The sequence below is a fragment of the Deinococcus maricopensis DSM 21211 genome (assembly GCF_000186385.1).
Lineage (GTDB): Bacteria > Deinococcota > Deinococci > Deinococcales > Deinococcaceae > Deinococcus_B > Deinococcus_B maricopensis.
Map to the genome: position 1 here is coordinate 1,867,300 of NC_014958.1, position 26,588 is coordinate 1,893,887.

Annotated in this window: 23 protein-coding genes; 10 read left to right on the forward strand and 13 right to left on the reverse strand. The window is 69.5% G+C overall.

Features of this window, described 5'->3' with window-relative positions:
* Positions 1-28 precede the first annotated feature (28 nt).
* Together DEIMA_RS08780 and DEIMA_RS08785 are read right to left on the reverse strand one after the other, a co-directional pair.
* Positions 29-208 (reverse strand): hypothetical protein, encoded by a 180-nt coding sequence (locus DEIMA_RS08780; protein ID WP_013556889.1) that lies wholly within the window; start codon positions 206-208, stop codon positions 29-31.
* Positions 209-348: 140 nt separating this feature from the next.
* Positions 349-570 (reverse strand): hypothetical protein, encoded by a 222-nt coding sequence (locus DEIMA_RS08785; protein WP_043816598.1) that lies wholly within the window; start codon positions 568-570, stop codon positions 349-351.
* Positions 571-793: 223 nt separating this feature from the next.
* Here DEIMA_RS08785 and DEIMA_RS16920 point away from each other — a divergent pair, with 223 nt between their 5' ends.
* The 3 genes from DEIMA_RS16920 to DEIMA_RS08800 all read left to right on the forward strand — a co-directional run bounded on the left by DEIMA_RS16920 (position 794) and on the right by DEIMA_RS08800 (position 7,437).
* A complete protein-coding gene (locus tag DEIMA_RS16920; RefSeq protein ID WP_013556891.1) occupies positions 794-4,222 on the forward strand; it encodes an HD domain-containing phosphohydrolase in 3,429 nt (1,142 codons plus the stop codon).
* 103 nt (positions 4,223-4,325) lie between these two features.
* Positions 4,326-6,710, forward strand: a complete 2,385-nt coding sequence (locus DEIMA_RS16925) for a diguanylate cyclase domain-containing protein (protein WP_013556892.1) — start codon at positions 4,326-4,328, stop codon at positions 6,708-6,710.
* Between the two features lie 349 nt (positions 6,711-7,059).
* Positions 7,060-7,437: a hypothetical protein gene (locus tag DEIMA_RS08800; protein WP_148234934.1), complete on the forward strand. Its 378-nt coding sequence runs from the start codon at positions 7,060-7,062 to the stop codon at positions 7,435-7,437.
* 63 nt (positions 7,438-7,500) lie between these two features.
* Here the strand turns inward: DEIMA_RS08800 and DEIMA_RS08805 are convergent, their stop codons facing one another.
* Together DEIMA_RS08805 and DEIMA_RS08810 are read right to left on the reverse strand one after the other, a co-directional pair.
* Positions 7,501-9,579, reverse strand: coding sequence for an MDR family MFS transporter (locus DEIMA_RS08805; RefSeq protein WP_013556894.1), 2,079 nt, complete (start codon positions 9,577-9,579; stop codon positions 7,501-7,503).
* The gene (locus DEIMA_RS08810) at positions 9,576-10,043 is read right to left on the reverse strand and encodes a MarR family winged helix-turn-helix transcriptional regulator (protein WP_013556895.1); all 468 of its coding nucleotides are present in this window, start codon (positions 10,041-10,043) and stop codon (positions 9,576-9,578) included. The genes DEIMA_RS08805 and DEIMA_RS08810 overlap by 4 nt, the downstream gene beginning before the upstream one ends.
* Before the next feature lie 112 nt (positions 10,044-10,155).
* On the opposite strand from DEIMA_RS08810, the gene DEIMA_RS08815 reads away from it, so the two are divergent.
* Positions 10,156-11,106 (forward strand): ring-cleaving dioxygenase, encoded by a 951-nt coding sequence (locus tag DEIMA_RS08815; protein WP_013556896.1) that lies wholly within the window; start codon positions 10,156-10,158, stop codon positions 11,104-11,106.
* Between the two features lie 55 nt (positions 11,107-11,161).
* On the opposite strand, the gene DEIMA_RS08820 is transcribed toward DEIMA_RS08815, so the two are convergent.
* On the reverse strand, positions 11,162-11,443 hold the full coding sequence (locus DEIMA_RS08820; protein WP_013556897.1) for a hypothetical protein: 282 nt from the start codon (positions 11,441-11,443) through the stop codon (positions 11,162-11,164).
* Positions 11,444-11,895: 452 nt separating this feature from the next.
* On the opposite strand from DEIMA_RS08820, the gene DEIMA_RS08825 reads away from it, so the two are divergent.
* Complete coding sequence (locus tag DEIMA_RS08825) at positions 11,896-12,282, forward strand: S1 RNA-binding domain-containing protein (protein WP_043816600.1); 387 nt, start codon at positions 11,896-11,898, stop codon at positions 12,280-12,282.
* A 172-nt stretch (positions 12,283-12,454) separates the two neighbouring features.
* Here the strand turns inward: DEIMA_RS08825 and hpt are convergent, their stop codons facing one another.
* Entirely contained in the window at positions 12,455-12,982 is a 528-nt protein-coding gene (gene hpt, locus DEIMA_RS08830; protein WP_013556899.1) for a hypoxanthine phosphoribosyltransferase, read from the reverse strand.
* A 36-nt stretch (positions 12,983-13,018) separates the two neighbouring features.
* Here hpt and trpC point away from each other — a divergent pair, with 36 nt between their 5' ends.
* Complete coding sequence (gene trpC / locus DEIMA_RS08835; protein ID WP_013556900.1) at positions 13,019-13,789, forward strand: indole-3-glycerol phosphate synthase TrpC; 771 nt, start codon at positions 13,019-13,021, stop codon at positions 13,787-13,789.
* On the forward strand, positions 13,786-14,565 hold the full coding sequence (locus tag DEIMA_RS08840; RefSeq protein ID WP_013556901.1) for an MBL fold metallo-hydrolase: 780 nt from the start codon (positions 13,786-13,788) through the stop codon (positions 14,563-14,565). The genes trpC and DEIMA_RS08840 overlap by 4 nt, the downstream gene beginning before the upstream one ends.
* 402 nt (positions 14,566-14,967) lie before the next feature.
* Here DEIMA_RS08840 and DEIMA_RS08845 read toward each other — a convergent pair whose 3' ends face one another.
* The 5 genes from DEIMA_RS08845 to DEIMA_RS08865 all read right to left on the reverse strand — a co-directional run bounded on the left by DEIMA_RS08845 (position 14,968) and on the right by DEIMA_RS08865 (position 20,522).
* Positions 14,968-15,408: a disulfide bond formation protein B gene (locus tag DEIMA_RS08845; RefSeq protein WP_013556902.1), complete on the reverse strand. Its 441-nt coding sequence runs from the start codon at positions 15,406-15,408 to the stop codon at positions 14,968-14,970.
* A gap of 7 nt (positions 15,409-15,415) precedes the next feature.
* Positions 15,416-16,108, reverse strand: coding sequence for a DsbA family protein (locus DEIMA_RS08850; RefSeq protein WP_013556903.1), 693 nt, complete (start codon positions 16,106-16,108; stop codon positions 15,416-15,418).
* A gap of 90 nt (positions 16,109-16,198) precedes the next feature.
* Positions 16,199-16,747 (reverse strand): hypothetical protein, encoded by a 549-nt coding sequence (locus DEIMA_RS08855; protein WP_013556904.1) that lies wholly within the window; start codon positions 16,745-16,747, stop codon positions 16,199-16,201.
* The gene (gene uvrA, locus DEIMA_RS08860) at positions 16,744-19,773 is read right to left on the reverse strand and encodes an excinuclease ABC subunit UvrA (RefSeq protein ID WP_013556905.1); all 3,030 of its coding nucleotides are present in this window, start codon (positions 19,771-19,773) and stop codon (positions 16,744-16,746) included. The genes DEIMA_RS08855 and uvrA overlap by 4 nt, the downstream gene beginning before the upstream one ends.
* A gap of 173 nt (positions 19,774-19,946) precedes the next feature.
* Positions 19,947-20,522: a GNAT family N-acetyltransferase gene (locus DEIMA_RS08865; RefSeq protein WP_013556906.1), complete on the reverse strand. Its 576-nt coding sequence runs from the start codon at positions 20,520-20,522 to the stop codon at positions 19,947-19,949.
* A gap of 86 nt (positions 20,523-20,608) precedes the next feature.
* Here DEIMA_RS08865 and ispG point away from each other — a divergent pair, with 86 nt between their 5' ends.
* From ispG to map, 3 genes are all read left to right on the forward strand, one after another.
* Positions 20,609-21,838: a flavodoxin-dependent (E)-4-hydroxy-3-methylbut-2-enyl-diphosphate synthase gene (gene ispG / locus DEIMA_RS08870; RefSeq protein WP_013556907.1), complete on the forward strand. Its 1,230-nt coding sequence runs from the start codon at positions 20,609-20,611 to the stop codon at positions 21,836-21,838.
* A 95-nt stretch (positions 21,839-21,933) separates the two neighbouring features.
* Complete coding sequence (locus tag DEIMA_RS08875; protein WP_013556908.1) at positions 21,934-22,335, forward strand: DUF4259 domain-containing protein; 402 nt, start codon at positions 21,934-21,936, stop codon at positions 22,333-22,335.
* Positions 22,336-22,827: 492 nt separating this feature from the next.
* Entirely contained in the window at positions 22,828-23,589 is a 762-nt protein-coding gene (map, locus tag DEIMA_RS08880; RefSeq protein ID WP_013556910.1) for a type I methionyl aminopeptidase, read from the forward strand.
* A gap of 65 nt (positions 23,590-23,654) precedes the next feature.
* On the opposite strand, the gene DEIMA_RS08885 is transcribed toward map, so the two are convergent.
* Entirely contained in the window at positions 23,655-24,785 is a 1,131-nt protein-coding gene (locus DEIMA_RS08885; RefSeq protein WP_013556911.1) for a protease complex subunit PrcB family protein, read from the reverse strand.
* Positions 24,786-24,862: 77 nt separating this feature from the next.
* On the reverse strand, positions 24,863-26,470 hold the full coding sequence (locus tag DEIMA_RS08890) for a DNA repair protein RecN (protein ID WP_013556912.1): 1,608 nt from the start codon (positions 26,468-26,470) through the stop codon (positions 24,863-24,865).
* Positions 26,471-26,588 lie beyond the last annotated feature (118 nt).

Here is a 26,588-nt window from a genome sequence, read left to right on the forward strand (position 1 = left end):
GCGCCCGCCCCGGTGGCGCGCGACGCGGTCAGGCGATCTGATCGAACGTGTCGGCGTCGAGCAGCTCCGGCAGGCACCGCATGGTCAGCAGCACCCCGGCGACGCCGCTCACAGCGGCAAAGACGACGTTGACCCACAGCAGGGCGACGGCGCCAACCAGCAGCAGGACCGCCAGCATGGCGAGCCAGGTCACGGGGAGAGCGTTCATACCGTCAATGTAAAAGGCGTCCGCGCGTTGTACATGCGCCGCTTGGCCAGGAAGCGTTTACGTGCCCTCCATCAACCCTTAAACCCACGACCGGTCCATACAACTGCACGTTTTCCCACAAAGCTGGCCCCTGCAGAACCTCACGTGTCCGGCAGGCTGCGTTTGACGCGCAGCAGCACGATGCCGCCCCACAGGCCATTGCGCGGCCACAGCAGCTTCTCCACCCGCATCTCGCGGCCGTCCAGCAGGATCTCGTCACCCACGTTCGCGGCCTGCGCGCCCGGCCGGAGAATCACCGTCGCGGACCGCTGGTCCTTCAACCAGCGCACGCGCGCGATGTCCTCCGGCCCGAAGTGCTGCATCCCTGTCAGCGTGCACCCCCGGCCCTCCGGGTGGGTGGGGCGCACGTAAGCGTCGCTTTGGCCGCCCCTCATGCGCCCCGCTGGCCCACCCACTTGTAAGGATTAAGAGATTGCCCGTCTGGTCCAATGGGCGAACCTTCCCTCCGACCATGCCCAGACCCGCGCCCACCCCCACCCACTGGCCTGCCACGCAGGCGGCGCGCGCGCGTTCCCGGGGGGACCTGTGAGCGTCCGCTTCCGCACGCCCGGCTGGTCCGTGCGCCGCCCCACGCGCGCCGCGCCCGGTGCGCCCGCCGACGAGCTCGTCCGCCTCGGCGCCCTGATCGCCGACACCACCGACCCGGACGCCCTGCTGCGCGGCGCCCCCGCCCTGCTAACGCCCACGCTCGCCTCGGGCGCCGCCACGTACACCCAGGACGGCGACCTCTGGACGCGCGCCGGCGCGTCCGGCGACCTCGCGTTCCTCCCCGAGCACGCCCAGGGCGCCGAGTGGGCCGCCGCGCGCGGCGCCCACCCCCTCACGGCGCACGACGAGCACGTCGGGCTGCTCGTCGTGCGCGGCGCCCCCCACGACCCGGGCACGCCCGCGCGCCTCGCAGAGTTCACGCGCCGCCTCGCCGCCGCCGTGCAGCAGGCGCGCCGGCTGCACGACAGCCAGGAGCAGGCGCGCCTGCACCGCACCATCATCGAATCGCTGGCCGAGGGCGTCCTCCTGATGGACACCAGCGGCCGGTTCCTCGCCGTGAACGCCACCGCCACCGAGCTGATCAGCAGCCTCAACCGCTCCGGCGTTCACGGCGCCGCGCACCCCCTGCGCGCCGACGGCACCCCCATGCCGCACGACGAACTGCCCCTCGTGCGCGCCCTGCGCGACGGCGTACCCCTCTCGAACGTCACGCTGGGATTCCGGCCGCACAACGGCCCGGAACGCTGGGTGCAGACGAACGTCCGCCCGCTGTTCCACCCGCACACCACCGAGCCGTACGCCGCCGTCGCGTCGTTCGTGGACGTCACCGAAAGCCGCCGCCTGCACGCGCGCCTCACGCATCAGGTCGCGCACGACGAACTCACCGGCCTCCCGAACCGCCTGAGCTTCGACGCGGACCTCGAAGGGGCACTGCACGACCAGCAGCCCATCCTGCTCGGCATGCTCGACCTCGACGAACTCAAGCAGGTCAACGACGAACACGGCCGCGACACCGGCGACGCCCTGCTGCGCGCCGTCGCCGTCGCCCTGCAACGCCACCTGCCCGAAGGGGCCCGCGCGTACCGCCTCGGCGGCGACGAGTTCGCCCTCATCGCCCGCAGCGGCCCCGGCGCCGCCGCCGCACTACGCGAGCACGTGCAGCGCGCCCTCGAACGCGTCCGAGACAAGGGATACCCCACCGTGAACGCCTCCCTGGGCCTCGCCAGCGCCCCCGAAGAAGCGCACGCCGCCAACGACCTCAAACGCCTCGCGGACGGCCGCATGCTGCGCGAGAAGGTCGCGCACCGCGCCGCGCGGCAGTTCGGGACGCTCGGCGCGCCCGAAGCGCACGCCGCCACCGTCGCCAGCGACGTCCTGCTCGGCGCCGTGCAGTCCACGCTCGCCATGATCGCCCGCGAAGGCGACTTCGAAATGCAGCGCGGCTGGAGCGCCCTGCTGGACGCCGCCGTCGCCGCCACGCCCGGCGCCGAGGGCGGCACGCTGTACGTCCGCGAAGGGGAGACGTTCGTGGTGCGCGCGCAAAGCGGCTTCTCGGACCTGATGCTCGGCCTGCGCGAAAGCATTGAGGAAGCCCACACGTGGTACGGCCTGGAACTTGAATGGACGCAGGGCCGCGCACGCCTCCTCACCGGCCAGGACATCCTCCGCCGGAACGCCGACACCCAGGCCATCGTCGACAGCCCCGACCGCGCCGACCTGTACGCCACCGCCGGCGAGGTGCAGGCCCTGCACGCCACCCTCACCGTCCCCGTCGTCGTGGACGGCGAGGTCGTCGCGCAACTCAACCTCGACGCGCTCACCCGCGACGACGCCTTCACCCCCGACGCCGCCCGCATCGCCGAGGCGTTCGCCGCGCAGATCGCCGCGCTCATCGCCGCGAGCGCCCGCCGCACGCAGGAACGCACCCGCCGCCGCGAACTCGAAGTGCTCGTTGCCGTCACGACCGCTCTGCACAGCGCCCACCACATCGACGACGCCGAAGCCATCCTGGTCGAGCAGGCCCAAGCGCTGCTGGACACCGGCCACGCCGCGTTCCTCCGCTACGACGCCGCCCATGAGGTCCTGCGCGCCGTGCAGGCCACCGGTTGCTACGTGGACGTCCTGCACCTCGACCTGCCGCGCGGCCGCAGCATCTCCTGGGGCGCCCTGGAAGCGCGCGACGTGCTGCGCGCCACCTCCAGCGTCACCGACGACCGCGTCCGCTCCTTCCCGGGCCTGCTGCAGGGCCCCGTCATGGCCGCGCCCCTGCACACCACCAGCGGCGTGCCGCTCGGCGTCCTGCTGGTCATGCGTGACTACCCCGCCCCGTACAGCGACCTCGACGAGCGCCTGCTGCGCACCATCGCCCTGTCCGGCGCGAACACCATCGAGCGCCTGCGCGGCACCCGCGACCTCGCCCGCCGCGCCGAGGACTTCCGCGCGCTCGCGGACCTCTCCGTCGTGCTCGGCGCCCTCAACGACCCCGCCGAGATCGCCACGCGCGGCGCCGACCTCACCCGCCCCCTCGGCGACGCCCACGAAGCCGGCTTCGTGAGCCTCACGCCGGATCTGCGCGCGCCCGGCGCGCCCCAGCACGCCTGGGCGGCCCTCGCCCGTAACCTCGCGCGGGACGCCGCCTGGGTGCGGCCCGTCGCGTGGACGGACGAGCGCAGCGCGCCCCCGTACGCCACGACGCGCCTCCCGCACATCCGCGCGGGCGTCGTCGCGCCCATCCGCGCGGACGGACGCCTGATCGGCGCGCAGTACCTCGGCTGGAACACCCCCACCGACGTGCCCCCCACGCTCATCGCCGCACTCACACGCGTCGCGGAACTCACCGCGCAGGCTTTCGAGCGCAGTGTCCACCTCGCCGCCATCGAAGGCACCCGCGAGGGCGCGCTCCTCGCCCTCGGCGTGTCCCTGGAAATGCGCGACTTCGAAACGGCCGGGCACACCGAACGCGTCGTCGCCCTGGCCGAGCAGCTCGGGCGCGCCCTGCACCTTGACGCCGACACCCTCGAAGGGCTGCGGCAGGGCGCGTACCTGCACGACGTCGGGAAGCTCGCCGTGCCGGACCGCATCCTGCTCAAGCCCGGCAAGCTCGACGCGGACGAGTGGGCGGCCATGCAGCGCCACGCCCCCCTGGGCTTCGAACTGACCGCCAGCATCCCCACCCTGCACCCGCGCGCGCGCGACGTCGTCCGCCACCACCACGAACGCTGGGACGGTACCGGCTACCCGGACCGCCTTGCCGGCGCCGACATTCCCCTGGTCGCCCGCGTGTTCTCCGCCTGCGACGTGTACGACGCGCTCACCAGCGAGCGACCGTACAAGCGCGCCTGGACGCACGAGGAAGCCCTCGCGGAACTGCGCGCCCAGGCGGGCCGGCAATTCGATCCGCGCGTCATTGAGGCGTTCCTGACGCTCCCGCTGCAGACGTCGGCGCCCGCCGCCCCCGCCGACTGACCCGGTTCCCGCCCCGGATGGCCGGGTCGTTCGCCGCACGGCGCTGTCAGAAGACTGTCACGCCCCCCCGTTACCTTAAGAACGTCCCTGGAGGTTCCGTCGCGTGTCCGGCAGTGTTCAGCATCATCTCAAAACCTTTCGGCTGATCACGGCCCTGTCCCTCGCGCTGATTGCGCTGCTGAGCGTCACGTCCCTGCTCACGCTCGCGCACCGCGCGCAGACGCACGGCCGCGACGCGCGCCTGATCGACGTGTCCGGGCGTGAACGCATGCTCTCGCAACGCATCGCGCTCACCACCCTCGAACTCACGCGCGCCTCCACGCCCACCGCCCGCGACCTGCTGCGCGCTCAGCTCGACACCGACATCGCCCGCATGGCCGACGCGCACGCCCGCCTCACCGACGCGCACTCCGACCTGTACCCGAACGGCACCCGCGACGCCGACCTGAACGCCGTCTACAACGCCGAATCCACCCTCTCCGCCAAGGTCACCGCGTTCCTGCAGGCCGCCCGCACCGTCGCGCGCACCACCGGCCCCGTCCGCGACGACACCGACGAGGTCCGCACCATCCTCGCCGCCCGCGACGGCCCGCTGCTGCCCGCCCTGGACGCCGCCGTCACCGTCCACGCCCTGCGCATCGAAGCGAAATTCCGGCAGTTCACCACCCTCGCCAGCACGCTGCTCGGCCTCACGCTCGTGCTGCTCGCGCTCATCGGCTTCGGCGTGCTGACCCCCCTCATGCGCCGCTACGCCCGCGCCGCCGCCGCCCTCACGCAGGAACGCAACTTCGCGCGGCAGGTCATGGCCTCCATGGGGCAGGGCCTCGCCCTTGCCGGTCCGGACGGCCGGTACCGCTACGTCAACCCGGCCTTCGCGGACCTGCTCGGCTGCGCCCCCGAAGCGCTGCTCGGCCAGCGCCCCTCGGCCATCCTGATGGAACACGCCGACGTCCCCCACGAAGGCCGCCTCGAAGTGACCCTGCGGGGCCCCGGCGGCCACCCCATTCCCGTGCTGCTCACCTCCGTCCCCCACGACTGGCCGGACGGCACCGGCCACATCATGGTCATCACCGACCTCACCGAACGCCACGCCGCCGAAAGCGCCATCCGGACCCGTGAGCGCCTGTACCGCACGCTCGCCGCGAATTTCCCTGACGGCGCCCTCCTGCTGTTCGGCCACGACCTGCGCCACACCATCGTCGACGGCCAGGGCCTCGGCGCCGTCGGCCTGCGAAAGGAGAACCTCGAAGGGCGCACCCTTCAGGAAGCCCTGCCGCCCGCCATCGCCGCGCTGCTTGACGGTCCGTACCGCGCGGCGCTGCGCGGCGAGGAATGCCAGCAGGACATCACCGCGCTGGAACGCACCTTCGTCATGCACACCGTTCCCGTCCGCGATGAACACGGCAGCGTCCTGGCCGGCATGGCCATCGTGCAGGACGTCACCGAACGCCGCGCCGCCGAAGCCGCCCGCGAACGCACCGCCGCGTACACCGCCGCGCTCCTCGACGTCACCCGTCTGTCCGAAACGGACCTCGCCCCCGAGGACGTCGCCGCGCAGGCCCTGCAGATCGTCGCCTGCAGCGCCGACGTCGACTGGGCCGGCGTCATCATGTTCGAGGGCGACTACGCGCACACCACCACCGCCTGGAGCGCCCCGACCGTCAGCGAACCCTTCCGGGACATGGCCACGCAGGGCCTGATGCGCGGCCAGGGCCGCATCTGGGACGTCATGGACGCCGGCACGCCGCTGTTCATGGACGACTACCTCAGCGCCCCTGGCACGTACCCGCCCTTCATCACCGAGGGCGTCCGTTCGGCCGCCTGGGTGCCCCTCACCACCATGGGCGCCCAACGGTTCATGTTCACGGCCGCGCGCATGCATCACCCCCGCCCGTGGGACACCCAGGACCAGGCGCTGTTCAACGCCGTGGCCCGCACCGTGCAGCTCTCGCTGGAGCGCCGCGCGCACGTGAACGCCCTGCGTGACGCGGCCCTCACGGATGTCCTCACGGGCCTGCGTAACCGCCGCGCCTTCGAGCAGGACCTCGAAGTGGAACTCGACCGCGCCGCACGGCACAAGTACAGCGTCGGCGTGCTGCTCGTCGACCTCGACGGCCTCAAGGTGCTGAACGACGCCGAAGGGCATGAACGCGGCGACGCCCTCCTCGTCACCTTCGCACGGCAACTCCGCCAGCAGCTCCGGCTGGAGGACGGCGTGTACCGCCTCGGCGGTGACGAGTACGCCGCGATTCTCGTGCACGCCGACGAGTACGGCCAGCCGAGCCTCGAACGGCGCCTGCGCGCCGCCGTGAACGGCACGCGCGCGGCGGGCTTCCCGGGCATGGACGCCAGCGCCGGCCTCGCGTTCGCGCCCCGCGAGGAGCGGCACATGTCCGCCCTGCTGCGCCGCGCGGACGAACGCATGTACGCCCAGAAGGAACAACACCGCGCGCAACGCCGCGCGGCCCGCTCCGAACCCGCCAGCTGACGCGCCGCTCCACCCCGAGAGCACTCGAGGAGGGTGCCCCCGGCGTGTAGCCCAGTGCCCACGGGTCGGCGGTCCAGACGGCTGAACACGCCTCAACAGCTCACCTGGCATGACGTATCGGGGTCCTAAGTGGTTCGCGGAAACCCTCGTCGAGGGGCCGATGCGGCGCCCAGCTCGGTGGTCTGCAAGCGGCTGTAGGTGATGGACGCCATGCTGGAGCGCGGGGCCGCGCGAAAGTGATCGTCACGTGCCACAGCGCTTGGCTCACCCATGCCGGAGCAGCCGCGGGCACTGCAACGGTCGCCGGAGGTGCGCGCCTCAGGGGGCGTGCATGTGCGACCATTCAGGCATGGAGCCCTGGATGGTGGCGGAGATAGAGCGGTTGACGGAGCGGTACGGCACGGTCCCTCCGCCCTGGGTGGTGGTGCCGGACGAGCATCCCTACAGCGCCTACTGGCGCATGGGGGGCGGCGAGAGCCTCGTCATGGTGTGGGGCGCCTGGTGGGACGCGCAGGGGCTCGATGAGGCTGCGCGGGTTGCGTACTTCCGGCGTTTCCCGCCGCAGCCCCGCTGGCTGGAGTGGATGCTTGAGGTCCTGTGGGATCTGCCTGAAGCAGAGGAGGAAGCGGGCGAGGTGGACCGCGCGCCGTACTTCAGGCGCGCCGAGGCGCTTGGGTTCGGAAGTCAGGCCGCGTACGAGCGGGACCTCGACGACCCCCGGCCCTGACGCACACACGTCAGATCATGAAGGAGGCGCCCGCTCGCGGGCGCCTCCTGGTCTTGCGGGGGGTTAATGCATCATCGTGGGCGCGGGGGCGTCCTCGTTCTCGTTGCTGCGGGCGTCCTGGGGGTGCTTACGGAGGGGCACGACGGGCAGCAGGAAGGTGAAGATCAGGCCGACGAGGATGATCCAGATGCTCGTGCCGATCATGTGCTTCACGGCGGCGGTGAAGCCGAGTTTCATGCCGTCGGAGATCTGCTGCGCGACCTTGGTGGCCTGCTGGTCGAAGCTCTGGCGGATCTTGCTGAGGGCGCTGGTGGTGGCCTGCTGCGCGACTTGCGCTTCGCTGGCGAGGATGCCCTGCTGGACCTGGCGGGCGGTGGCCTGCGCGGCCTGTGGGGTGGCGAGGGCCGCGGCGGGCAGGGCGCGCAGCTGCGTTTTGAGGGTGTCGGGCGTCTGGGCGTTCCCGAGGAGCGCCTGGCGGCCCGCTTCGCCCTGCTGGAGCGCGCCGGCGATGGTGTTCGCCTGGGCGGTGAGCTGCGTGTGCACCTGGGCGCGGATGCCGCCGTTCTTGAGGGTGGCTTTGAGTTCGGCGGGCAGCTGGGGGTTCTGGAGGACCTGCTGCGTGGCGGCCGCGTCGCCGTTGAAGGCGCGTTCAATCTGCTGGTACTGCTGGTCGAACGCGGCCTTGATTTGTTTGCTGGTGTCGTTGTTGCCGCTGCTGGCGCGCATTTCGCCGAGGTTGATGTTCTTGGCGGCATTTTCCATGCCAGCGACTTTGGGGAGGTACTTGGGCAGTTCGCTCTGGAGGTTGTTGAGCAGCAGCGTGCCGAAGATGGCGGCGCCGATGGTCGTGCCGATCTGGCGGAAGAACTGGCTGCTGCTGGTGGCGACGCCGATCTGGTGGAGAGGGACGGCGTTCTGGATGGCGATGTTGAAGAGGCTCATGGACGGGCCGAGGCCGAGGCCGACAATGAACATGCGCCAGCCGAGGTCGAAGCGGGTGGTGTGAACGTCGATCTGGGTGAGGACGAACACGCCGAGAATCAGGATGATGGTGCCGCCGAGCAGGAACGGTTTGTAGTTGCCGGTGCGGCTCACGAGGTTGCCGGCGGTGATGCTGGAGAGGATCAGGCCGGCCATCAGGGGCAGCATGGACAGCCCGGAGTTGGTGGCGCTGACGCCCTGCACGGTCTGCATGAACAGCGGGAGGAACATGACGATGCCGATGAACGCCATGTTGATGATGAAGCTGGCGAGGTTCGAGATTGTGAAGGTGCGGTTCTGGAACAGGTCCAGGGGCAGGATGGCGTCCTTGTTGCGGCGTTCCGCGAGGATGAACAGCACGAGGCTGACGGCGGACACGGCGAACAGCGTGATGATGCGGGCGCTGTCCCAGGGGTAAGTGGTGCCACCCCAGGTGAGGGCGAGGAGCAGCGGGATGGTGGTGGCGATGATCAGGACCGCACCGAGGTAGTCGATTTTGCCGGCCGCTTTGTGGGTGAGGCTGGGCATCTTGGCGATGATCATGAACAGCGCGACGGCGCCGAGGGGGAGGTTCACGTAGAACACCCAGCGCCAGCCTTCGATGAAGTACCCGAGCAGGGTGACGCTGCCGTGGTCGGTGAGGAACCCGCCGATGATGGGGCCGAGGACGCTGGACAGGCCGAACACGGCGCCGAACAGGCCGCCGAATTTGGCGCGTTCGGCGGGGGGGAACATGTCGGCGATGATCGCGAAGGCGCTGGTGAAGAGCGCGGCGCCGCCGAGGCCCTGCAGGCCGCGGAACACGATGAGTTGCAGCATGCCGCCGCCGAAGAGGTTCCCGAGGAAGGCTTCGCCGCTCATGCCGCACAGGGCGCTGCCGAGGAGGAACAGGGCAATGCCGATGATCAGGATGGGTTTGCGGCCGTACAGGTCGCTGAGCTTCCCGTAGATCGGGACCATGACGGTGCTGGCGAGCAGGTACGCGGTCGTCACCCAGGAGTAGTATTCGAGGCCGCGCAGCTGTTCGATGATGCGCGGCATGGCGGTGCTGACGATGGTCTGGTCGAGGGCGGAGAGCAGGAACACGACCATCAGGCCGATGAGGGTGATGCTTTTTTCCTGCTGCGTGAAGATGCGCGGGGCGGGGGAGGCTGTGGTCATGCGGTGGTTCCTTCGGGGCAGGGGGTTTCGTCGGTGAGGGCGTTCATGGCGTCGTTGAGGGTGCGTAGCTGTTCGGCGTCGAGGCGCGCGAGGCGGTGGCCGACGAGGGTGTGGACGACCGCTTCGGTGTCGTGAATGAGGGCCACGCCTTTGTCGGTGACGGTGAGGCGGGTGCGGCGGGAGTCGCGCTCGTCAATGTGACGTTCGATGAGGCCGCGTTTGCAGAGGTCGTCGAGGTAGCGGCTGATGAGTGTGGAGGGGATGCGGAGTTCCTGCGCGAGCAGCTTGGGGTACTGGAGGCCCTTGTGGATGCTTTTGAGCAGGATGAAGCTGCGGGGGTCGGTGTCGAGTTCTCGGTGGAGCCGGGGTTCGACCTCCTGGGCGAGGGCGCGGTTGAAGCGCCAGAGGACGCCGAGGAATCGGCTGATTTCCTCGGCGTCGTGGGCGGTGGGGGATGCCGACATGCATCCACTCTAGCTAAATAGATAACTAAAGTAAAGTAAATACTTCAGTCAATCAGTGCCACTAGTGGAATATGCCTAGAAACGCGGAGAACGTTTGATGTTAAACTAAATTATGAATCTGCTCGGCCTCCACCACGTCACCGCCATCACCGCCCACGCCCGCGAGAACCTCCACTTCTACACCCACACCCTCGGCCTGCGCCTCGTCAAAAAAACCGTCAACCAGGACGACGTCCGCGCCTACCACCTCTTCTACGCCGACGCCCACGGCACCCCCGGTACCGACCTGACCTTCTTCGACTGGGACGCCCCGCCCGAACGCCGCGGCACCCACGCCATCACCCGCACCGCCCTGCGCGTCCACGGCGAACGCGCCCTCCAATGGTGGGCCGATCACCTCCACGCGCACGGCATCAACGCCAACCCCATCACCACACGCGACCACCGCGCCGTCCTCGACTTCGAGGACCCCGAAGGGCAACGCCTCACCCTGATCGACGACGGCGGCCACGGCGACGCCCACCCCTGGACCCACAGCCCCGTCCCCGCCGAACACCAGATCCGCGGTCTCGGGCCCGTCACCATCAGCGTGCCCACCCTCCGCGCCACCAACACCGTCCTCACGCGCGGCCTCTTCATGAACCCCGCGCGCACGTACCCGCACCCGGACCACCCCAACCACACCGTTCACGTGTACACGATGGGTGAAGGCGGCGCGCACGCCGAACTGCACGTCGCCGTGCAACCGGACCTGCCTGTCGCCCACCAGGGCGCCGGCGCCGTCCACCACGTCGCCTTCCGCGTCCCCGACGAGGACGCCCTGCACGCCTGGGCCGAACACCTCCACAGCCTCGGCCTGCGCACCAGCGGCGAAGTTGAACGCTACTACTTCCGCAGCCTGTACTTCCGCGACCCCAGCGGCGTCCTGTTCGAACTCGCCACCGACACGCCCGGCTTCACCGCCGACGAGCCCATCGACACGCTCGGCACCCGCCTCGCCCTCCCGCCCTTCCTCGAACCGCGCCGCGCCGACATCGAAGCGCACCTCAAACCCCTCGACTGAACCGGGCAGGCAGGCGGGAGCGGCCTATGGCTGCCGCTCTCGTCTGCCTGCTCCATTACGTGCGCAGCAGACGGTAACGGCGGCGCGCCACACCCAGCACCCAGGCGCGGACCGGCAGCCCAGACCGCTCGCACCCATGACAGAGCGCCCGGATATCCCGGAGCGCCGCCACAACGGCGCCCTCCACGTCCTGCACCCCGGCCGCGCGCGCCTCCACGAGCAGTAGCGCCGCGAACCGCCGTACGCACTCCGCATCCGCGCCGTCCTGATCCAACGCTCCAAGCAATTGCGCGTCCGTCCATGTATGCAACGTGTCCGGAGCTGAAAAAAACGCCATGGCTCCAGTCTGCCCATGGGCGTGCATGGCTGGACACGGCACCCTTCACGCAGCGCAAACTTTCCTCACGCATGAAGCTAACCCTGAAGTGCGGCCTACAATTCACGCGCCGTAAGGTTACCTGAACAAGCCGTCCCAATGCGTCCAGGCCATGCGCGGTTCCCCATAGTCCTCAGGGTGGAACAAGCGCTCATCCAACTCATCCTGAGGTAGAGGGCCTCTTCGAAGAGGTCGCCAAGTGGGAGGAGAGTGGCCTGGACAGATTGCCCCCGACCCGGAGGCGCCTGGCTCAAGCTGACCCTGCCAGACCCCATATAGAACTCCCCATGTGGGCCACCGCTGGCCTTCACAGAGCTGCGCAGGCCGCCATGAGCAGGAAGAGTGAGCGGACCACGCGCACGCGAACGGGAACTTGAGGTAACATGCGCTCATGCATAACCGGAGGGATATCCTTGGTGCAGCTTGAGTCCGGCGCGGTCGCGACCGGCCGCGTCACCCGCGTCACCGATTTCGGGGCGTTCATTCAGTTCGAGAACGGCGAAACGGGCCTCGTTCACATCTCGCAGATCGCGCACTCCTTTGTGCGCTCGGTCAGTGAGCACCTCCAAGAAGGCGAAAACGTCGAAGTGAAGGTCCTCGGCCGCGACGAGCGCGGTCGCCTGGACCTGTCCATCAAGGAACTTCAGGACGAGCCTGAGGAGATACCCCGCCCGCGCGCCATCGGTCGGCAGAGCCCGCAGTTCGAGAACAAGCTCCGCTCGTTCATGCGCGACGCCAAAGAGCGCACCACCGGCGGCGAGCGCCGTGGCAGCGGCGGCAAAAAAGGCGGACGCCGCTAAGCGCAACGCACTGAAGGACCAGAGCGCCGAACCTGCACAGGTTCGGCGCGCGTCTTGGCTGCCGCGAACACGCGGCGAGGCCTGGCGGCCCGCAACCTCCATGACCGCGCGGTCCCTGAAACGCCGAGAGGCGGGCGCGCCGGACCGCATGCGCCCGCCCCTCAGCCCAGCCTTACTCCTGCGACGTAATGAACGGCAGGTTCCGGTCGAATTGCGAGCGGTCCAGGCCGTACCCGTACACGAACGCGTCGGGGATGGTGAACCCCAGGTAATCGACGGGCACCTCGGCCTTGCGGCGGCTCGGTTTGCTGAGCAGTGCCGCGACCTTCAGGCTGGCCGGACCGCGCCCTTCCAGGTAGTGCAGGAGGTACTGCATGGTGATGCCGGTGTCGACAATGTCCTCCACGAGGACGACGTGCCGCCCGGACAGCGGGATCGACAGGTCCTTCACGAGGCGCACCTCGCCGCTCGACTGCTTGGCGTTGCCGTAGCTGCTGATCTGCATGAAGTCGACGGTGATGGGCAGGCGGACGGCGCGCACCAGGTCCGAGAAGAACGGGAACGCACCGTTCAGGACGCAGATGAAATGCGGCTCCTTGCCGGTGTACTCGGCTTCGAGCTGCTGCGCGATCTCAAGGACGCGCGCCTGAATCTGCTCCGCGCTGATCTGCACGGGACCGTTGCCGGGAGTAAACGTCATGCCCTGTAAGGTAACACGTCCCGGTATACTCCGCGCATGACGTTTGACCGCGTGCCCGGCGTTCTCGGGCGGATCGTCCGCGAGCGCGCGCAGGACTACGCCGACGCGCCCACTGACCTCGGCCCCGCCCGCCCCCGCCCGCGCCTGTTTCACGCGGCGCTCGCCCGTGAGGGCCTGCACCTGATCGCGGAAGTGAAGCGCGCGAGCCCCAGCCAGGGCCGCATCGCGGACCTCGACCCGCGCGCGGCGGCCCTCGCGTACGAACGGGGCGGCGCCGCCGCCGTGAGCGTCCTCACGGAGCCGCGGCACTTCGGCGGGGACGCGCAGGCCCTGCTGGACGTAACGGGCGCGCTCACCATACCGGCACTCCGCAAGGACTTCGTCGTGCATCCCGCGATGCTGCGCGAAGCGGCCGAATGGGGCGCGCGCGCCGTCCTGCTGATGGTCAGCGTCCTCGGCGAGGCCGTCGGCACGTACCTCGAGTACGCGCACCACGTGGGCCTGGACGCCCTGGTGGAAGTTCACGATGACGCGGAACTCGACATCGCCCTGGCGGCCGGTGCGGAAATCATCGGCGTGAACAACCGCGACCTGACGACGCTGCACATCGATCTGCGCACCGCGCCGCGCCTGATTCGCCGCGCGCGCGACGCGGGCTTCACCGGGCTGCTGGTCGCCGAGAGCGGCTACAGCGCCCCCGCCGACCTGGAGCACGTGCGCGGCCTCGCGGACGCCGTGCTGGTCGGCAGCAGCCTCGCAGCGAGCGGGAACCTGGAGCGCGCCGCGCGCGACCTGATGACCGCGTGACCCTGACCCTCACGTTCCTCGGCACGAGCGACAGCCAGGGCGTGCCGCGCTGGTCGTGCACCTGCGCCGTCTGCGCGGACGCACGCGCGGGTGGCGCCAACCGCCGCACCCGCTCCAGCGCGCTGCTGCGCGGCGCGGGGGAGAGCGTGCTGCTCGACTGCGGCCCGGACCTGCACGCGCAACTCACCCGCGAGGGCGTCACGCACCTCGACCACGCGGTCATCAGCCACGCGCACAACGACCACCTGATGGGCCTCGGCGACCTGCTGGACGTACGCGCCGCGCCCCGGCCAGTCATCCACGCGCCCGCCGACGTCATCCCGGAAGTCGCGGCGCGTTTCGCGTACGCCTTTCGGAACGCGTCCCCGGTGCGGGCCCTGCCGGAGGTGGGACTGCAGGCGGCGGGCCTCACCCTGCGGGCGTTCCGCGTGCCCCACGGCGACAACGGCGACAGCCACGCCTTCCGCCTGGACGGCCCCAGTGTCCGCGCCGCGTACGTCACGGACGCGCTGCGCATCCCGGACGCGCTCGCGGCGCAGTGGCTGAAGAACCTCGACCTCCTGATTCTGGGCACCAGCTTCCGCGCCGAAAGCCTCGACGCAACGCGGACTCACCGCAGCGTCTACGACGTGCACGAAGCGCGCGCCCTGTCGTGGGCCGTTCGGACACCGCGCGTGCTGCTCACGCACCTCAGCCACGACCACGATGTGCGCGCCCCGGACCTCCCGCACGGCTGGGCGTATGCGCACGACGGCCTGACGATCACCCTGGCGTGACGCACCACGCGCCCACCACAATGGCCGCCTACTACGCTGCCGGCACCGAAGCGACCTCTGCGCAGGAGAGCAGAAGTCGCTCTCGTTCGTGATGACGCTCAGTGCAGGTACGTGCACGGAACGCAGTGCCTCCGAAGCGCTCAGGTCAGGCCGCGAGGCTGCACCGCTCATCAATGCGAGCACGCCACCCCTCACGAAGCTGAAAGCGCACCCGTTCGTTACGTGCGGGGGGCCAGGCACGCCCAAGTCACTGCCGCGCTGGTGAACCGCCAGGGCACTCGCGTCCTGCGCACTTCTGGGTAGCCATACGACGACGGTGGCCGCCTCCCGGCCAGGCTGCACCGCGGAAAGGCAAGGAGGGTGGCGCACTGCGCCACCCTCCTCCGGCAGGCGGAGGTTACGTCAGCGCCGCCCCGGACGTTCACGCCACGTGAGCAGCGCGATGACCAGCGTGAACGCCACGAAGCTCAGCACCGGGATGGTGATGATGTCCGACACGGCTTTGTTCGCGTCGCCGAAAATCGGCCATTTCGCGTCGCAGCCGGCGGTGGTCTGCCCGACGCCGCAGACCTTGAGCGCCTGAATCACGCCCCAGTCTTCCAGGTTGTGCACCATCGCCACCAGCCACCCTGCGACCGCGAGCGGCAAGGCGTACGCGCGCCCACCCGGGTCCGCGCGGAATGCGGCGACACCCAGCACCAGCACCAACGGGTACATGCAGATCCGCTGGAACCAGCACAGCACGCACGGCACGAACTGTCGCACCTCGCTGAAGTACAGGCTGCCCATCGTGGCGAGAATCGCCACGACCCACGCGGCGTACACGCGGTTCTCGCGCGTCACGCCCGGCTCATTTCTGCGCGTCCTCGATGGCCTGACCGAGCGCGTCCGCGTGGAAGTTCGCAATGTACCGGCCGTTCACGTACACGCTGGGCGTGCCGTTCACGCCGGCTTTGTCGCCCTGCGCTTTGTCGTCGTTGACTTCCTTGAGCGTCGCCTGGTCTTTCAGGCAGGTGTTGAACGCGGCGGTGTCGACGCCGTCTATGGTGCCCGCGAGGTCCTGCAGGGCCTCTTCGGTCGCCCAGACGGTTTTTTCGTCCTGCTGCCCGCGGAACAGCGCGTGGTGGTACGCCCAGAATTTCTCGGTGCCCTGGCGCGCCATGCATTTCGCGGCGACGGACGCGCGGGTGGAGTCGTCGTCGCTCAGGCCGAAGTTCTGCGCGAGGAACGGGTACGCCATGGCGACCATCTTCACCTTGCCGGTGTCGATGTATTTGCTTTTGAGGGTCGGGAGGTCCTCCTCGTCGAAGCCTTTGCAGACCGGGCATTTGTAGTCCTCGAAGACGATCATCGTGACGGGCGCGTCCGCGCGGCCCAGCACGGGACGGCCCGTGAGGTCGAAGGTCTGCGCCTGGGTGTTGCCGTTCCCGTGCCGGGTGAACAGGGCGAGGGCGATCAGGACGGCGGCGATGACCGTGCCGATCAGGAGGGCCATGCGGTTGGCGTTGCTGCCGCCGTCCCGCTGGAGGTTCGGTTTGCTCATGCGGCCTATCGTACCGCGCGCGCCGCGTCCTGCACGTCAAATGCAGCCAGCGCCCGCACGGTGGCGGGCGCTGGCGCGGAGGAGGGAAGGTCAGCGGCGCGCAGCGGCCACGGCACGCCGGGCGAAACTCAGGATCGTGCCGAACACGGCCGCGCCGCACGCGTGCATGAGCAGCGTCCGGTTCGTGGGGAGCGTGACGGTCGCGTCCAGCAGAGGCGCGATCTTCGCGGCGAGCAGGAACGGCGCGGCGAACACCACCAGGCTCACGGGGAGCACCAGCGCTCCGCCGGAGTGCTTGACGAGGAACGCCGCGAGCAGCGCCGTGAACACCAGCGGGAACAGCACGTTCCACTGCGGGATGGGCGCCGCCCCGAAGGTGATGAGGCCTTCGGGGCCGCACAGGTACGGGAGCACGCCGAGCGCGGCGGCGGTGTACCCGAACCAGCCGCTCACTTCGTCGGCGATGTACGCGAGCGCCACCCACGTGGCGATCTTCAGCGGCCACGCGAGCGGGGACACCAGCACGAAGAACGTCACGGCGAGGGCGCCGAGGCCCAGTGCCCACACCAGCAGCCCGCGCGTGGTGGGGGGCAGGGGCGCCGGCCGGGACGGCGTCGGCGAGGGCGCGGGGGCGGTCACTTCGCCACCGCCTTCTTGGCGCTGGGTTTACGGGCGGGTTTCTTGGCGGGCGCGGCCTCCACGAGTTCGCGCGCTTCGGCGTCCTCGCGGGGCCTGGCGGGCACGATGCCGGGCACGCGCGCGAGGTACGCGCCCGTGTGGCTGGTGGGGTGCGCGGCGAGTTCCTCAGGCGTGCCGATGGCGACGACCAGGCCGCCGCGCACGCCCCCTTCCGGGCCGAGGTCGATGAGGTGGTCGGCGCTCTTCATGACGTCGAGGTTGTGCTCGATGATCACCAGGGTGTTCCCGGCTTCCACGAGCCGTTCGAGGACCATCATCAGCTTGCGGACGTCCTCGAAGTGCAGGCCGGTGGTGGGCTCGTCAAGGATGTAGATGGTCTTGCCGGTCGCGCGTTTCGCCAGCTCCGAGGCGAGCTTGATGCGCTGCGCCTCCCCGCCGGACAGGGTCGTGCTCGGTTGCCCGATCTTCATGTACCCCAGGCCGACGTCGCACAGCAGCTGCATCTTCCGCTCGATGCTGGGAATCGCCTCGAAGAACTCACGGGCGTCCTCGACGGTCATGTCGAGCACCTCGCTGATGTTCTTGCCGTTGTACTTCACTTCGAGCGTCTCGCGGTTGTAGCGCGCGCCCTTGCACACCTCGCACGGCACGTAGATGTCCGGCAGGAAATTCATTTCGATCTTCACGACGCCGTCGCCCTTGCAGGCTTCGCAGCGGCCCCCCTTCACGTTGAAGCTGAAGCGTCCAGCCTGATAGCCGCGGCGGCGCGCTTCGGGCGTACGCGTGAACAGGTCGCGGACGTCCGTGAACACGCCCGTGTACGTGGCGGGGTTGCTGCGCGGCGTGCGGCCGATGGGGGACTGGTCGATCTCGATGACCTTGTCGAGGTGCTCGATGCCGATGATCGCGTCGGCCTTGCCGGGCGTGGTTTTCGCGCCGTTCAGGTCGCGAGCGAGCGTGGCGTGCAGGATGTCGTGAATCAGCGTGCTCTTGCCGCTGCCGGATGGGCCGGTCACGACCGTCATGGTGCCGAGCGGAATGTCGATGTTGACGTTGCGCAGGTTGTGTTCGCGCGCGCCGCGCACGCTCAGGCGCTTGCCGTTCCCGCGCCGGCGGGTGGTGGGCACGTCGATCTTGATCTCGCCGCGCAGGTACTTGCCGGTGAGGCTTTCCGGGTTCGCCGCGACCTCCTGCGGCGTGCCGACCGCGACGACGTTCCCGCCGTGCACGCCCGCGCCCGGGCCCATGTCCACGACGTAGTCGGACTCCATCATGGTTTCCTCGTCGTGCTCCACGACGAGCAGGGTGTTGCCGAGGTCGCGGAGGTTCTTGAGGGTACCGATCAGGCGGCCATTGTCTTTGGGGTGCAGGCCGATGCTCGGCTCGTCCAGGACGTACAGCACGCCGGTGAGGCCGCTGCCGACCTGCGTGGCGAGGCGGATGCGCTGCGCCTCACCGCCCGACAGGGTGTTCGCGGTGCGGTCCAGGCTGAGGTAATCCAGGCCGACGTCCACGAGGAACCTCAGGCGCGTGCGGATGGCCTTCAGGATGGGCGCGGCCACCGCCGACCCGAACTCCCCGAGGGTGTAGGCGTAGTGGCGCGGGCCGTGCACGCGCGCGGTGCCGCCCATGCCGCCCTCCAGGTACGGCGCGATGGTGTCGTGATTCAGGGTGCCGTCCTGCAGCTCCCCGAAGTACCGGTCGGCGTCGAGGACGCTCATGCCGCTCGCCTGCGCGATGTTCACGCCGCCGACGCGTACCGCCAGGATCTCCGGCTTGTAGCGCGTGCCGCCGCACGTCGGGCACGGCTGGAGCTCCATGAGTTCCTCCAGCTTCTCGCGCATGTATTCGCTCTCGGTTTCCGCGTAGCGCCGTTCGAGGTTCTTCACGACGCCCTCGAACTCCGTCTGGAAACGCATGGTTTCCTTGCCGGCGCGGCGGTACACCACCTCGAACGGCTCGGGCACGCCCGTCAGTACGGCCTTCTTGACTTTTTCGGGCAGGTCACGCCACGTCGTTTTCAGGTCGAACTCCAGGTGCTCGCTGAGCGCCCGCAGTTTGTCCCAGTAGTACACGCCGCCGCCCGTGCCCTTCTTACTCCACGGGATGATGGCGCCGCCGGCGATGCTGAGGTTCTCGTCGATCACGAGGTCCGGGCTGAACTCCAGTTTGCTGCCGAGGCCGGCGCAGTCGCCGCACGCGCCGTACGGGCTGTTGAAGCTGAAGCTGCGCGGTTCGAGTTCCTCGAGCACGCTGCCGTGCTCCGGGCACGCGAACTTCTCGCTGTACAGCTCCTCGGCGCCCTCGTCGGGCAGCAGGATGCGCAGCAGGCCCTCGCCGCGGCGCAGGCCCGTCTCGACGCTTTCGGCGATGCGGGAGCGGTCCGTCTCGCGCAGGACCACGCGGTCCACGACGACGTCCACGTCGTGCTTCTCGAACTTCTCGAGTTTCAGCTTCTCGGCCTCGTCGAGTTCGTACAGCACGCCGTCCACGCGGGCGCGCGCGAACCCTTCGCGTTTCAGGTCGCTGAACAGCTTGCGGTACTCGCCCTTGCGGCCGCGCACGACCGGCGCGAGCAGCAGCGCGCGCTTGTCCGCGAACTGCACCAGCAGCTTGTCGGTGATTTCGCTCGCGGACTGCCGCTCGATCTTGCGGCCGCAGATGGGGCAGTACGGCGTGCCGACGCGGGCGTACAGCAGGCGCAGGTAGTCGTGGATTTCGGTGACGGTGCCGACGGTGCTGCGCGGGTTGTGGCTGGTGGTCTTCTGGTCGATGCTGATGGCCGGCGAGAGGCCTTCGATGGCGTCCACGTCGGGCTTTTCCATCAGGCCGAGGAACTGGCGGGCGTAGGCGCTCAGGGACTCCACGTAGCGGCGCTGCCCTTCGGCGTAGATGGTGTCGAACGCCAGGGTGCTCTTGCCGCTGCCACTCACGCCGGTGATGACCACGAATTGGTTGCGGGGCAGTTCGACGGTGACGTTCTTGAGGTTGTGCTCACGCGCGCCGCGCACGATGATGTTCTGCAAGCTGCTCACTCCTCTCGGGGGTTCGCCCCCGGACGCGTTTCGTTCAGGTCAGAAGCAGGGTCGGGTCTTACTGAATCAACGTGACATTCTAGCACCCGGACGCACCATCACGGGCGCCCCGAGTACATTCCCCAACCAACCCTCAACCCCCACAGGGCGCCACGCACCGGCACCTACGCCAGCGGATGCGACAGGCGCCAGTACGCATGTCCACCAATGGACCGCGTCCCCGCCACCTCAAACCCCAACCGCTCGTACAACCGCCGCGCCCCCACGTTCCCCTCGTCCACCAGCAGCGTCACGCGCGGAAACCCACGCTCCCGCGCGAGCGCCACCGCGAACTGCACCAGCTGCGTCCCCACGCCACGCCCCTGATACGCGGCGCGCACGCTCACCGTATCCACGTAGAACTCGCCCGCTTCGGTTTCCTCCTCAATCACGTAGTGCGTGTTGTCCGTCAACGCCCACGCGCGCCGCAGGAACGGCCAGTCCAGCATCCGCGCGCGCGCACCGTCGTACGCCACCAGCACGCCCGCCATGTGCCCGTCCACCTCCGCCACCCACGCGTTGCGGTAACTCAGGCGGTTGTCGTCCTCCTCGTCCTCCTGAAAGAACGCCCGCAGTGCTCCCGCCGCGCGCGACACGGTCGGTTCCACCGTCAGGGTGAGCGCAATGTCCCCGATGGCGTCCACGATGAGCGGCACGCACGCCCGCGCGTCCCCGGGCACCGCCGGACGGATGGTCAGCATGCCGCACCTTACAGCACCCCCGGACGCGGCCGCATTGGGCGAAACGTCCTCCTTTCGCGCGCGCACCGCGCCCTACACTGAAAGGCATGAGCGAGCGCCGCAAGACCGTCACGGCCTGGGTGGGGAACGTCCCCGTCGGGAGTGACCACCCCATCGTCGTGCAGTCCATGACGAACACCGACACCGCGAACGCCGAAGCGACCGCCATTCAGGTCGCGCAACTCGCCCGCGCCGGCAGCGAAATCGTCCGCGTCACCGTCAACAACAAAGCCGCCGCCGCCGCCATTCCCCAAGTGGTGCAGCGCCTCGCCGACGTCGGCATTCAGGTGCCCATCGTCGGCGACTTCCACTACAACGGGCACATTCTCCTGCGGGAATTCCCGGAAACAGCGCGCCTCCTCGCGAAGTACCGCATCAACCCCGGCAACGTCGGCGCGGGCGGCCAGCACGACAAGAACTTCGCCACGATGATCGAGGTCGCCCGGGAGTTCGACAAGCCCGTGCGCATCGGCGTGAACTGGGGCAGCCTCGATCAGCAGGTGCTCGCCCGCATGATGGACGAGAACGCCCGCGCCGCCGCCCCGCGCGGCGGCACCGACGTCATGATCGACGCGATGATCGTCTCCGCCCTCGACAGCGCCCGCTTCGCCGAGGAGCTCGGCCTCGCGCACGACAAGATCCTCATCAGCGCGAAAGTCAGCAGCGCCCCGGAACTGTGGAGCGTGTACCGCAAGCTCGCCGCGCAGTGCGACTACCCGTTGCACCTCGGCCTCACCGAAGCGGGCATGGGCATGAAAGGCATGGTGGCGTCCGCCGCCGCGCTCGCGCCGCTGCTGCAGGAAGGCATCGGCGACACCATCCGCGTGTCCCTCACACCCGAACCCGGCGCGAGCCGCAAACTCGAGGTGGAAGTCGCGCAGCAGATCCTCCAGAGCATGGGCCTGCGCCAGTTCCTCCCGCAGGTCACCAGCTGCCCCGGCTGCGGCCGCACCACCAGCAGCTTCTTCCAGGAACTCGCGCAGAACATCCAGAACTACATCCGCGACCAGATGCCCGTCTGGAAAGCCCAGTACCCCGGCGTGGAGGAAATGCAGGTCGCCGTGATGGGCTGCATCGTGAACGGCCCCGGCGAGAGCAAACACGCGAACATCGGCATCAGTCTCCCCGGCACCGGCGAGGACCCCCGCGCGCCCGTGTACCAGGACGGGCAGCTGCTCACGACCCTCAAGGGCCCGCGCATCGCGCAGGACTTCCAGGAGCTCCTCGAAGCGTACGTGCAGCGCCGCTACGGCCAGGGTGAGAGCGTCACCCGCTGAAGTCCGCAGCAGAGGCGCGCCGGGCAGACCCGGCGCGCCTCTGTCGTGGCCGTCGCCTGAAACGCCCCTCACCTTCCGCCGTGCATAATGCGCGCATGAGCACCTGGGGCACCGGCAGTTTCGAGAACGACAGCGCCGCCGACTTCCTCGCCGAAGTCACCGAGGACGGCATGGTGGCACTTGAGGAAGCGTTCGAGGTCATCCTCGACCCGGACATGGAGTACGTGGAAGCCGAGGAAGGCGCCCGCGCCGTCGCCGCTGCCGAGATTGTCGCGGCTGGCGCCACCGGCGACACCACGCGCGTGACGGACGCCGCCCTGCGCGCCTGGCTGGACGAACAGGCGCCCGAGGACTTCCAGGGCCTGCAGCCGCTCGCCGTTCGCGCGCTCGACCGCGTCCTGAGCGACGACAGCGAACTGCAGGACATCTGGGCGGACAGCGACGACGCCGAAACGTGGGCGAACGACGTTCGCCGCGTCCTGCACGCGCTTGCCTGAACACGGCGGAGCAGCCACATGGCCGGGCGACTCTGGTGGTACCTCACCCCACATGAAGCAGAGGCGAACGTCGCACTGCAGGCCCCGCGCGAGCGCGAATTCCACGCGGGGCGTTACGTCCCAGCCGTGATGTTTCCGCGATTCCCGGTCACGGACACAACGCCGGGTCCGGGCGTGCAGCCTGCCAGCATTGACGAGGCCATCGAGGACGCCGCGGAGAGTTGCTGTGGAAACGAACGGGAGTCCAGCGTTGTCGCGGCCCTCACGGCCGAAGAGCGCCTGCAGTTCTTCGGCCCCCTCCAACCGCCACGCGCAGATCGAAGCGATCCTTTCCGACGCCCTGTCGACCATTGAGCGTGGACAGGGCGTCTACACCGCCGTTTACGACGGTGCGACCCCTACCGGATGGGTCTGGACGGGGTACTCGTACGACTGACCCTCACGGTGCAGGTGCGAACGGAGCGCCCGCGCCGCTCGTGCTAGCGTGGCGGAATGGCAAGAATCACCCTGAAAAGCCCGCGTGAAATTGAAGCGATGCGCCGCGCGGGCGCGCTCGTGGCGGAAACGTTCCGCGTGCTGGAGCCGTTCGTGGTGCCCGGCGCGAACCTCGCGGACCTGGACCGCATGGCTGAGGAGTTCATCCGCTCGCGTGGCGCGGTCCCCGCGTACGTCGGGTACGGGCCGCGCAACAACCCGTTCCCTGCGACGCTGTGCGTGAGCGTAAACGAGGTCATCTGCCACGGTATCCCCACGCCCCGCAAACTCCGCGAGGGCGACATCGTCGGCGTGGACATCGGCGTGCTGATGGACGGCGTGTACGGTGACGCGTGCTACACCTACACGGTCGGGCACGTGACGCCCGCCGTGCAGAAACTCGTGGACACCACCCGCGATTGCCTGATGGCGGGCCTGGACGTGGTGCGCCCCGGCGCGTTCACGGGCGAGATCGGGGACGCCATCCAGACCATCGCGGAGGCCCGCGGGTTCAGCGTCGTGCGGGAGTACACCGGGCACGGCATCGGGAAGCGCCTGCACGAGGAGCCGACCATCTACCACCACCGCGAGGGCGGCCGCGGCGTGAAGATGCAGGCGGGCATGGTGTTCACGGTGGAGCCCATGATCAATCTCGGGAAGCCCGGTACGCGCCTGCTCCCGGACGGCTGGACGGTCGTCACCGCGGACGGTCAGCCGAGCGCGCAGTTCGAGCACACGGTCGTCGTGACGCCCACCGGGTACGACATCCTCACGAACTAAGCGCCGCAGGAAGCCAGGAGGGGCGAGCCGCGCGGCTCGCCCCTCCTGGCTGGCGGTGCTTCAGTTCAGTTGGCGCTGTCCTGCGCGATGACCGCGCCGGTCTGGTCGCGGACGATCACGCGGGTGTACGTGCCGGGCACTTCGATGCTCACCCAGGGGCTCGTGAGCGCCTGCGTGGTGAAGCTGTCCGCGCCGGGCGCGGTCGTGCGGACGTTCACGGTCAGCGTGCCTGCGCTGGCGTTCACGCTCAGCACGTCAATGCCGTACCCGCCGGTGCTGCGCTGCCCGAGGAAGATGGTGACGTTGCTGTTGCCGCTCGTGAGTGCCGGGGCGCCGGGCGTCGGGAGCGTGCGGGCGTTCGCGGCGCGCCACACGCTGCTCAGGGCCGCCTGCGTGGTGGAGAGCTGCACGGTGGCGTTGCCGTCGCTGACGGCAGCGTTGCTGCCGCTGCCGACGCGGCGGAAGGACAGGGTCGTGTTCACGTTGCCACCAGGAGCGGGGGAGGGCGCGGGCGTCACCACAGGGGTGGGGGCCGGGTTGGGCACCACGGCAGCGGTGCTGAGGATGTTCGGCTGCAGGTACAGGCCCGTGCGGGCGTACGGAAGGCCGCCCGGTTCCGTGCTGAGTTTCGCGTCGGGAATGGCGGCGTCCGGCAGGACCGCCACGGCGAGGCGGCCCTGACCGAGCAGTTCGCGGCCCACGGCGTCCGCCTCGTCGGCCGTGAGGTTGCCGGCGCCGCGCAGCAGCGTGTTCAGGGTGCCGCGCGTGCTGACGACCTGCCCGGCGTTCAGCGCGCCGCTCAGTTTCAGCCACGTGCTGCCGTCGGTGTAGTACACGCCCGTGACGTTCTCGTTCGCGAGGACGCTGAAGGTGCCGTCCGTGGCGCGGGAGACGTTGACGCTGGGGTTGGTTTTGCGCAGGGTGGGTGCGCGGTAGGTGGCCTTGCCGTTCACGCTGAGGCTGCCGTTCACGCCCAGCGGGTCCTGCACCTGCGGGCGCAGCTCAACGCTTTCGCCGTTGAGTTTCAGGTTGCTGCTCGCCTGACCGTTGAGGTTGCCGTACACCCACGCGATGCGTTCCTGCGTGCCGCCGTACAGTAGCGCCTCATGCACTTGGAGTTGACTGGGCGCTTGCGTGGCGCAGCCGCCGAGCAGGGCCGCGCTCAGGGTGAGGGCGGCCGGAAGGGTTTTCTTCATGGGGCTCACTCTAAGCGGGCAATCTGACCTTCGACTGAATGCGCCCTTCATGAACCGCAGACGTCCAGCCGCGTGGGTCAGCGCGTGTCGAGCAGCTCACGCGCGTGCGTGAGGGCCACGTCGCTGGTGTTGCCGCTCAGCATGCGGGCAATCTCCTCGAGGCGCTCCTCGCGGTTCAGCAGGCGCACGCGCGTGACGGTGCGGCCGCCCTCCAGGTGCTTCTCGACTTTGTAATGATGGTCGGCGCGCGCGGCGATCTGCGCAAGGTGCGTGACGACCAGCACCTGCCGCTCCTGCGCGAGCGTCGCGAGCTGCTCGGCGACCTTCACGGCGGCCGCGCCGCCGATACCGGCGTCCACTTCGTCGAACACCACGCTGGGCGTGTCCGCGCCGAGCACCGTGCTGATGGCCAGCATGACGCGCGACAGTTCCCCGCCGGACGCGACCTCCGCGAGGTCACCGAGGTCCTCGCCGGGGTTCGCGGTGAAGCGCAGCGTGACGTTGTCCAGCCCGTGCGGGCCGGGTTCCGTGAGGGGCGTCAGGCCGAACGCGAGGCGGGCGTGCGGCATGCCGAGCTCCCGAACGACGCCCTGCAACTGCGCGGCGAGCGGCTTCCCGGCGCGTTCACGCGCGGCGCGGAGGGCCTCGCCGGCGCGGAGCATGGCCTGCCGCAGCGTCTCCACGTGCGCTTCGAGCGTGCCGGAGTCCTGCTCGTCGCGTTGCAGCGCTTCGAGTTGCGCGGCGACATCATGGCCGTACGCGACGACGTCCGCGAGGGTCGGGCCGTACTTCGTCTGCAGCTTCCCGAGCTGCGCGAGGCGCGTTTCGACGTTCGCGAGTTCTTCCGGGTCGGGCGCGCTGCGTTCGGCGACGTCGCGCAGTTCACCCACGACGGCCTGCACGCCCGCGAGCGCCTCACGCAGCTCGTTCTGGAGTTGCGCGACGTTCGGGTCGAAGCGTGCGGCGGCGTTCATGGCGCGCAGCGCCTCCGCGATCAAGGCCTGCGCGCTCACGTCCGCGTCGGACAGCAGGTCCAGCGCGCTGGCCGCGCCAGACGCGATGGTGTCGAGGTTCGCGAGGCGGTCCAGTTCGGTGCGCAGCGGCTCCTCTTCGCCCTCCTGCGGGTTCACGGCGCTGATCTCCTGCACCTGGTAGGTGAGCAGGTCGATCTGGCGCGCGCGGTCGCGTTCGCCGGCGCGCAGGGCCTCCAGGCGCGCGCGCGCTTCGCGCCACGCGGTGTACGCGGCGGTGTACGCGCTGACTTCGCGCGTGACGAGCCGGTCGAGGAGGCTGCGTTGGTTGGCGGGCGTGAGGAGGCTCTGCGCGCTGTGCTGCCAGTGGATGGTGAGGCGCGTGCCGGTCCAGTCGGCGAGGTCGCGCAGCGCGACGACCTCGCCGTCGACGCGGGCGGTGCTGCGTCCGGCGCTCGTCACTCGGCGGGAGGCGACGTCCTCCCCCCAGAAGCCCGTGACGAGCATGTCAGGCGCGCCGGTGCGCACGAGGTCGCTGTTGGCGCGCCCGCCGAGCAGCAGCCCGAGAGCGTCCACGATGATGCTTTTGCCCGCGCCCGTTTCGCCGGTGAAGGCATGGAAGCCCGCATGCAGGTCCAGGTGGAGGCCTTCAATGGTGGCGAGGCGCTGCACCTCCAGGCGTGTGAGGTGCGGTTCACTCGTCGCTCGGGTCACGCCGATGAGTATACCGAGGCGTGCGTGCAGGAAGGTTCCTTGATGCCCTCTTGCCCCAGGCGTTCACGCGAAGGTCGGCCCCGGTGGACGCAGCGCCTGAAGGGGCGGGCCTCCCGTT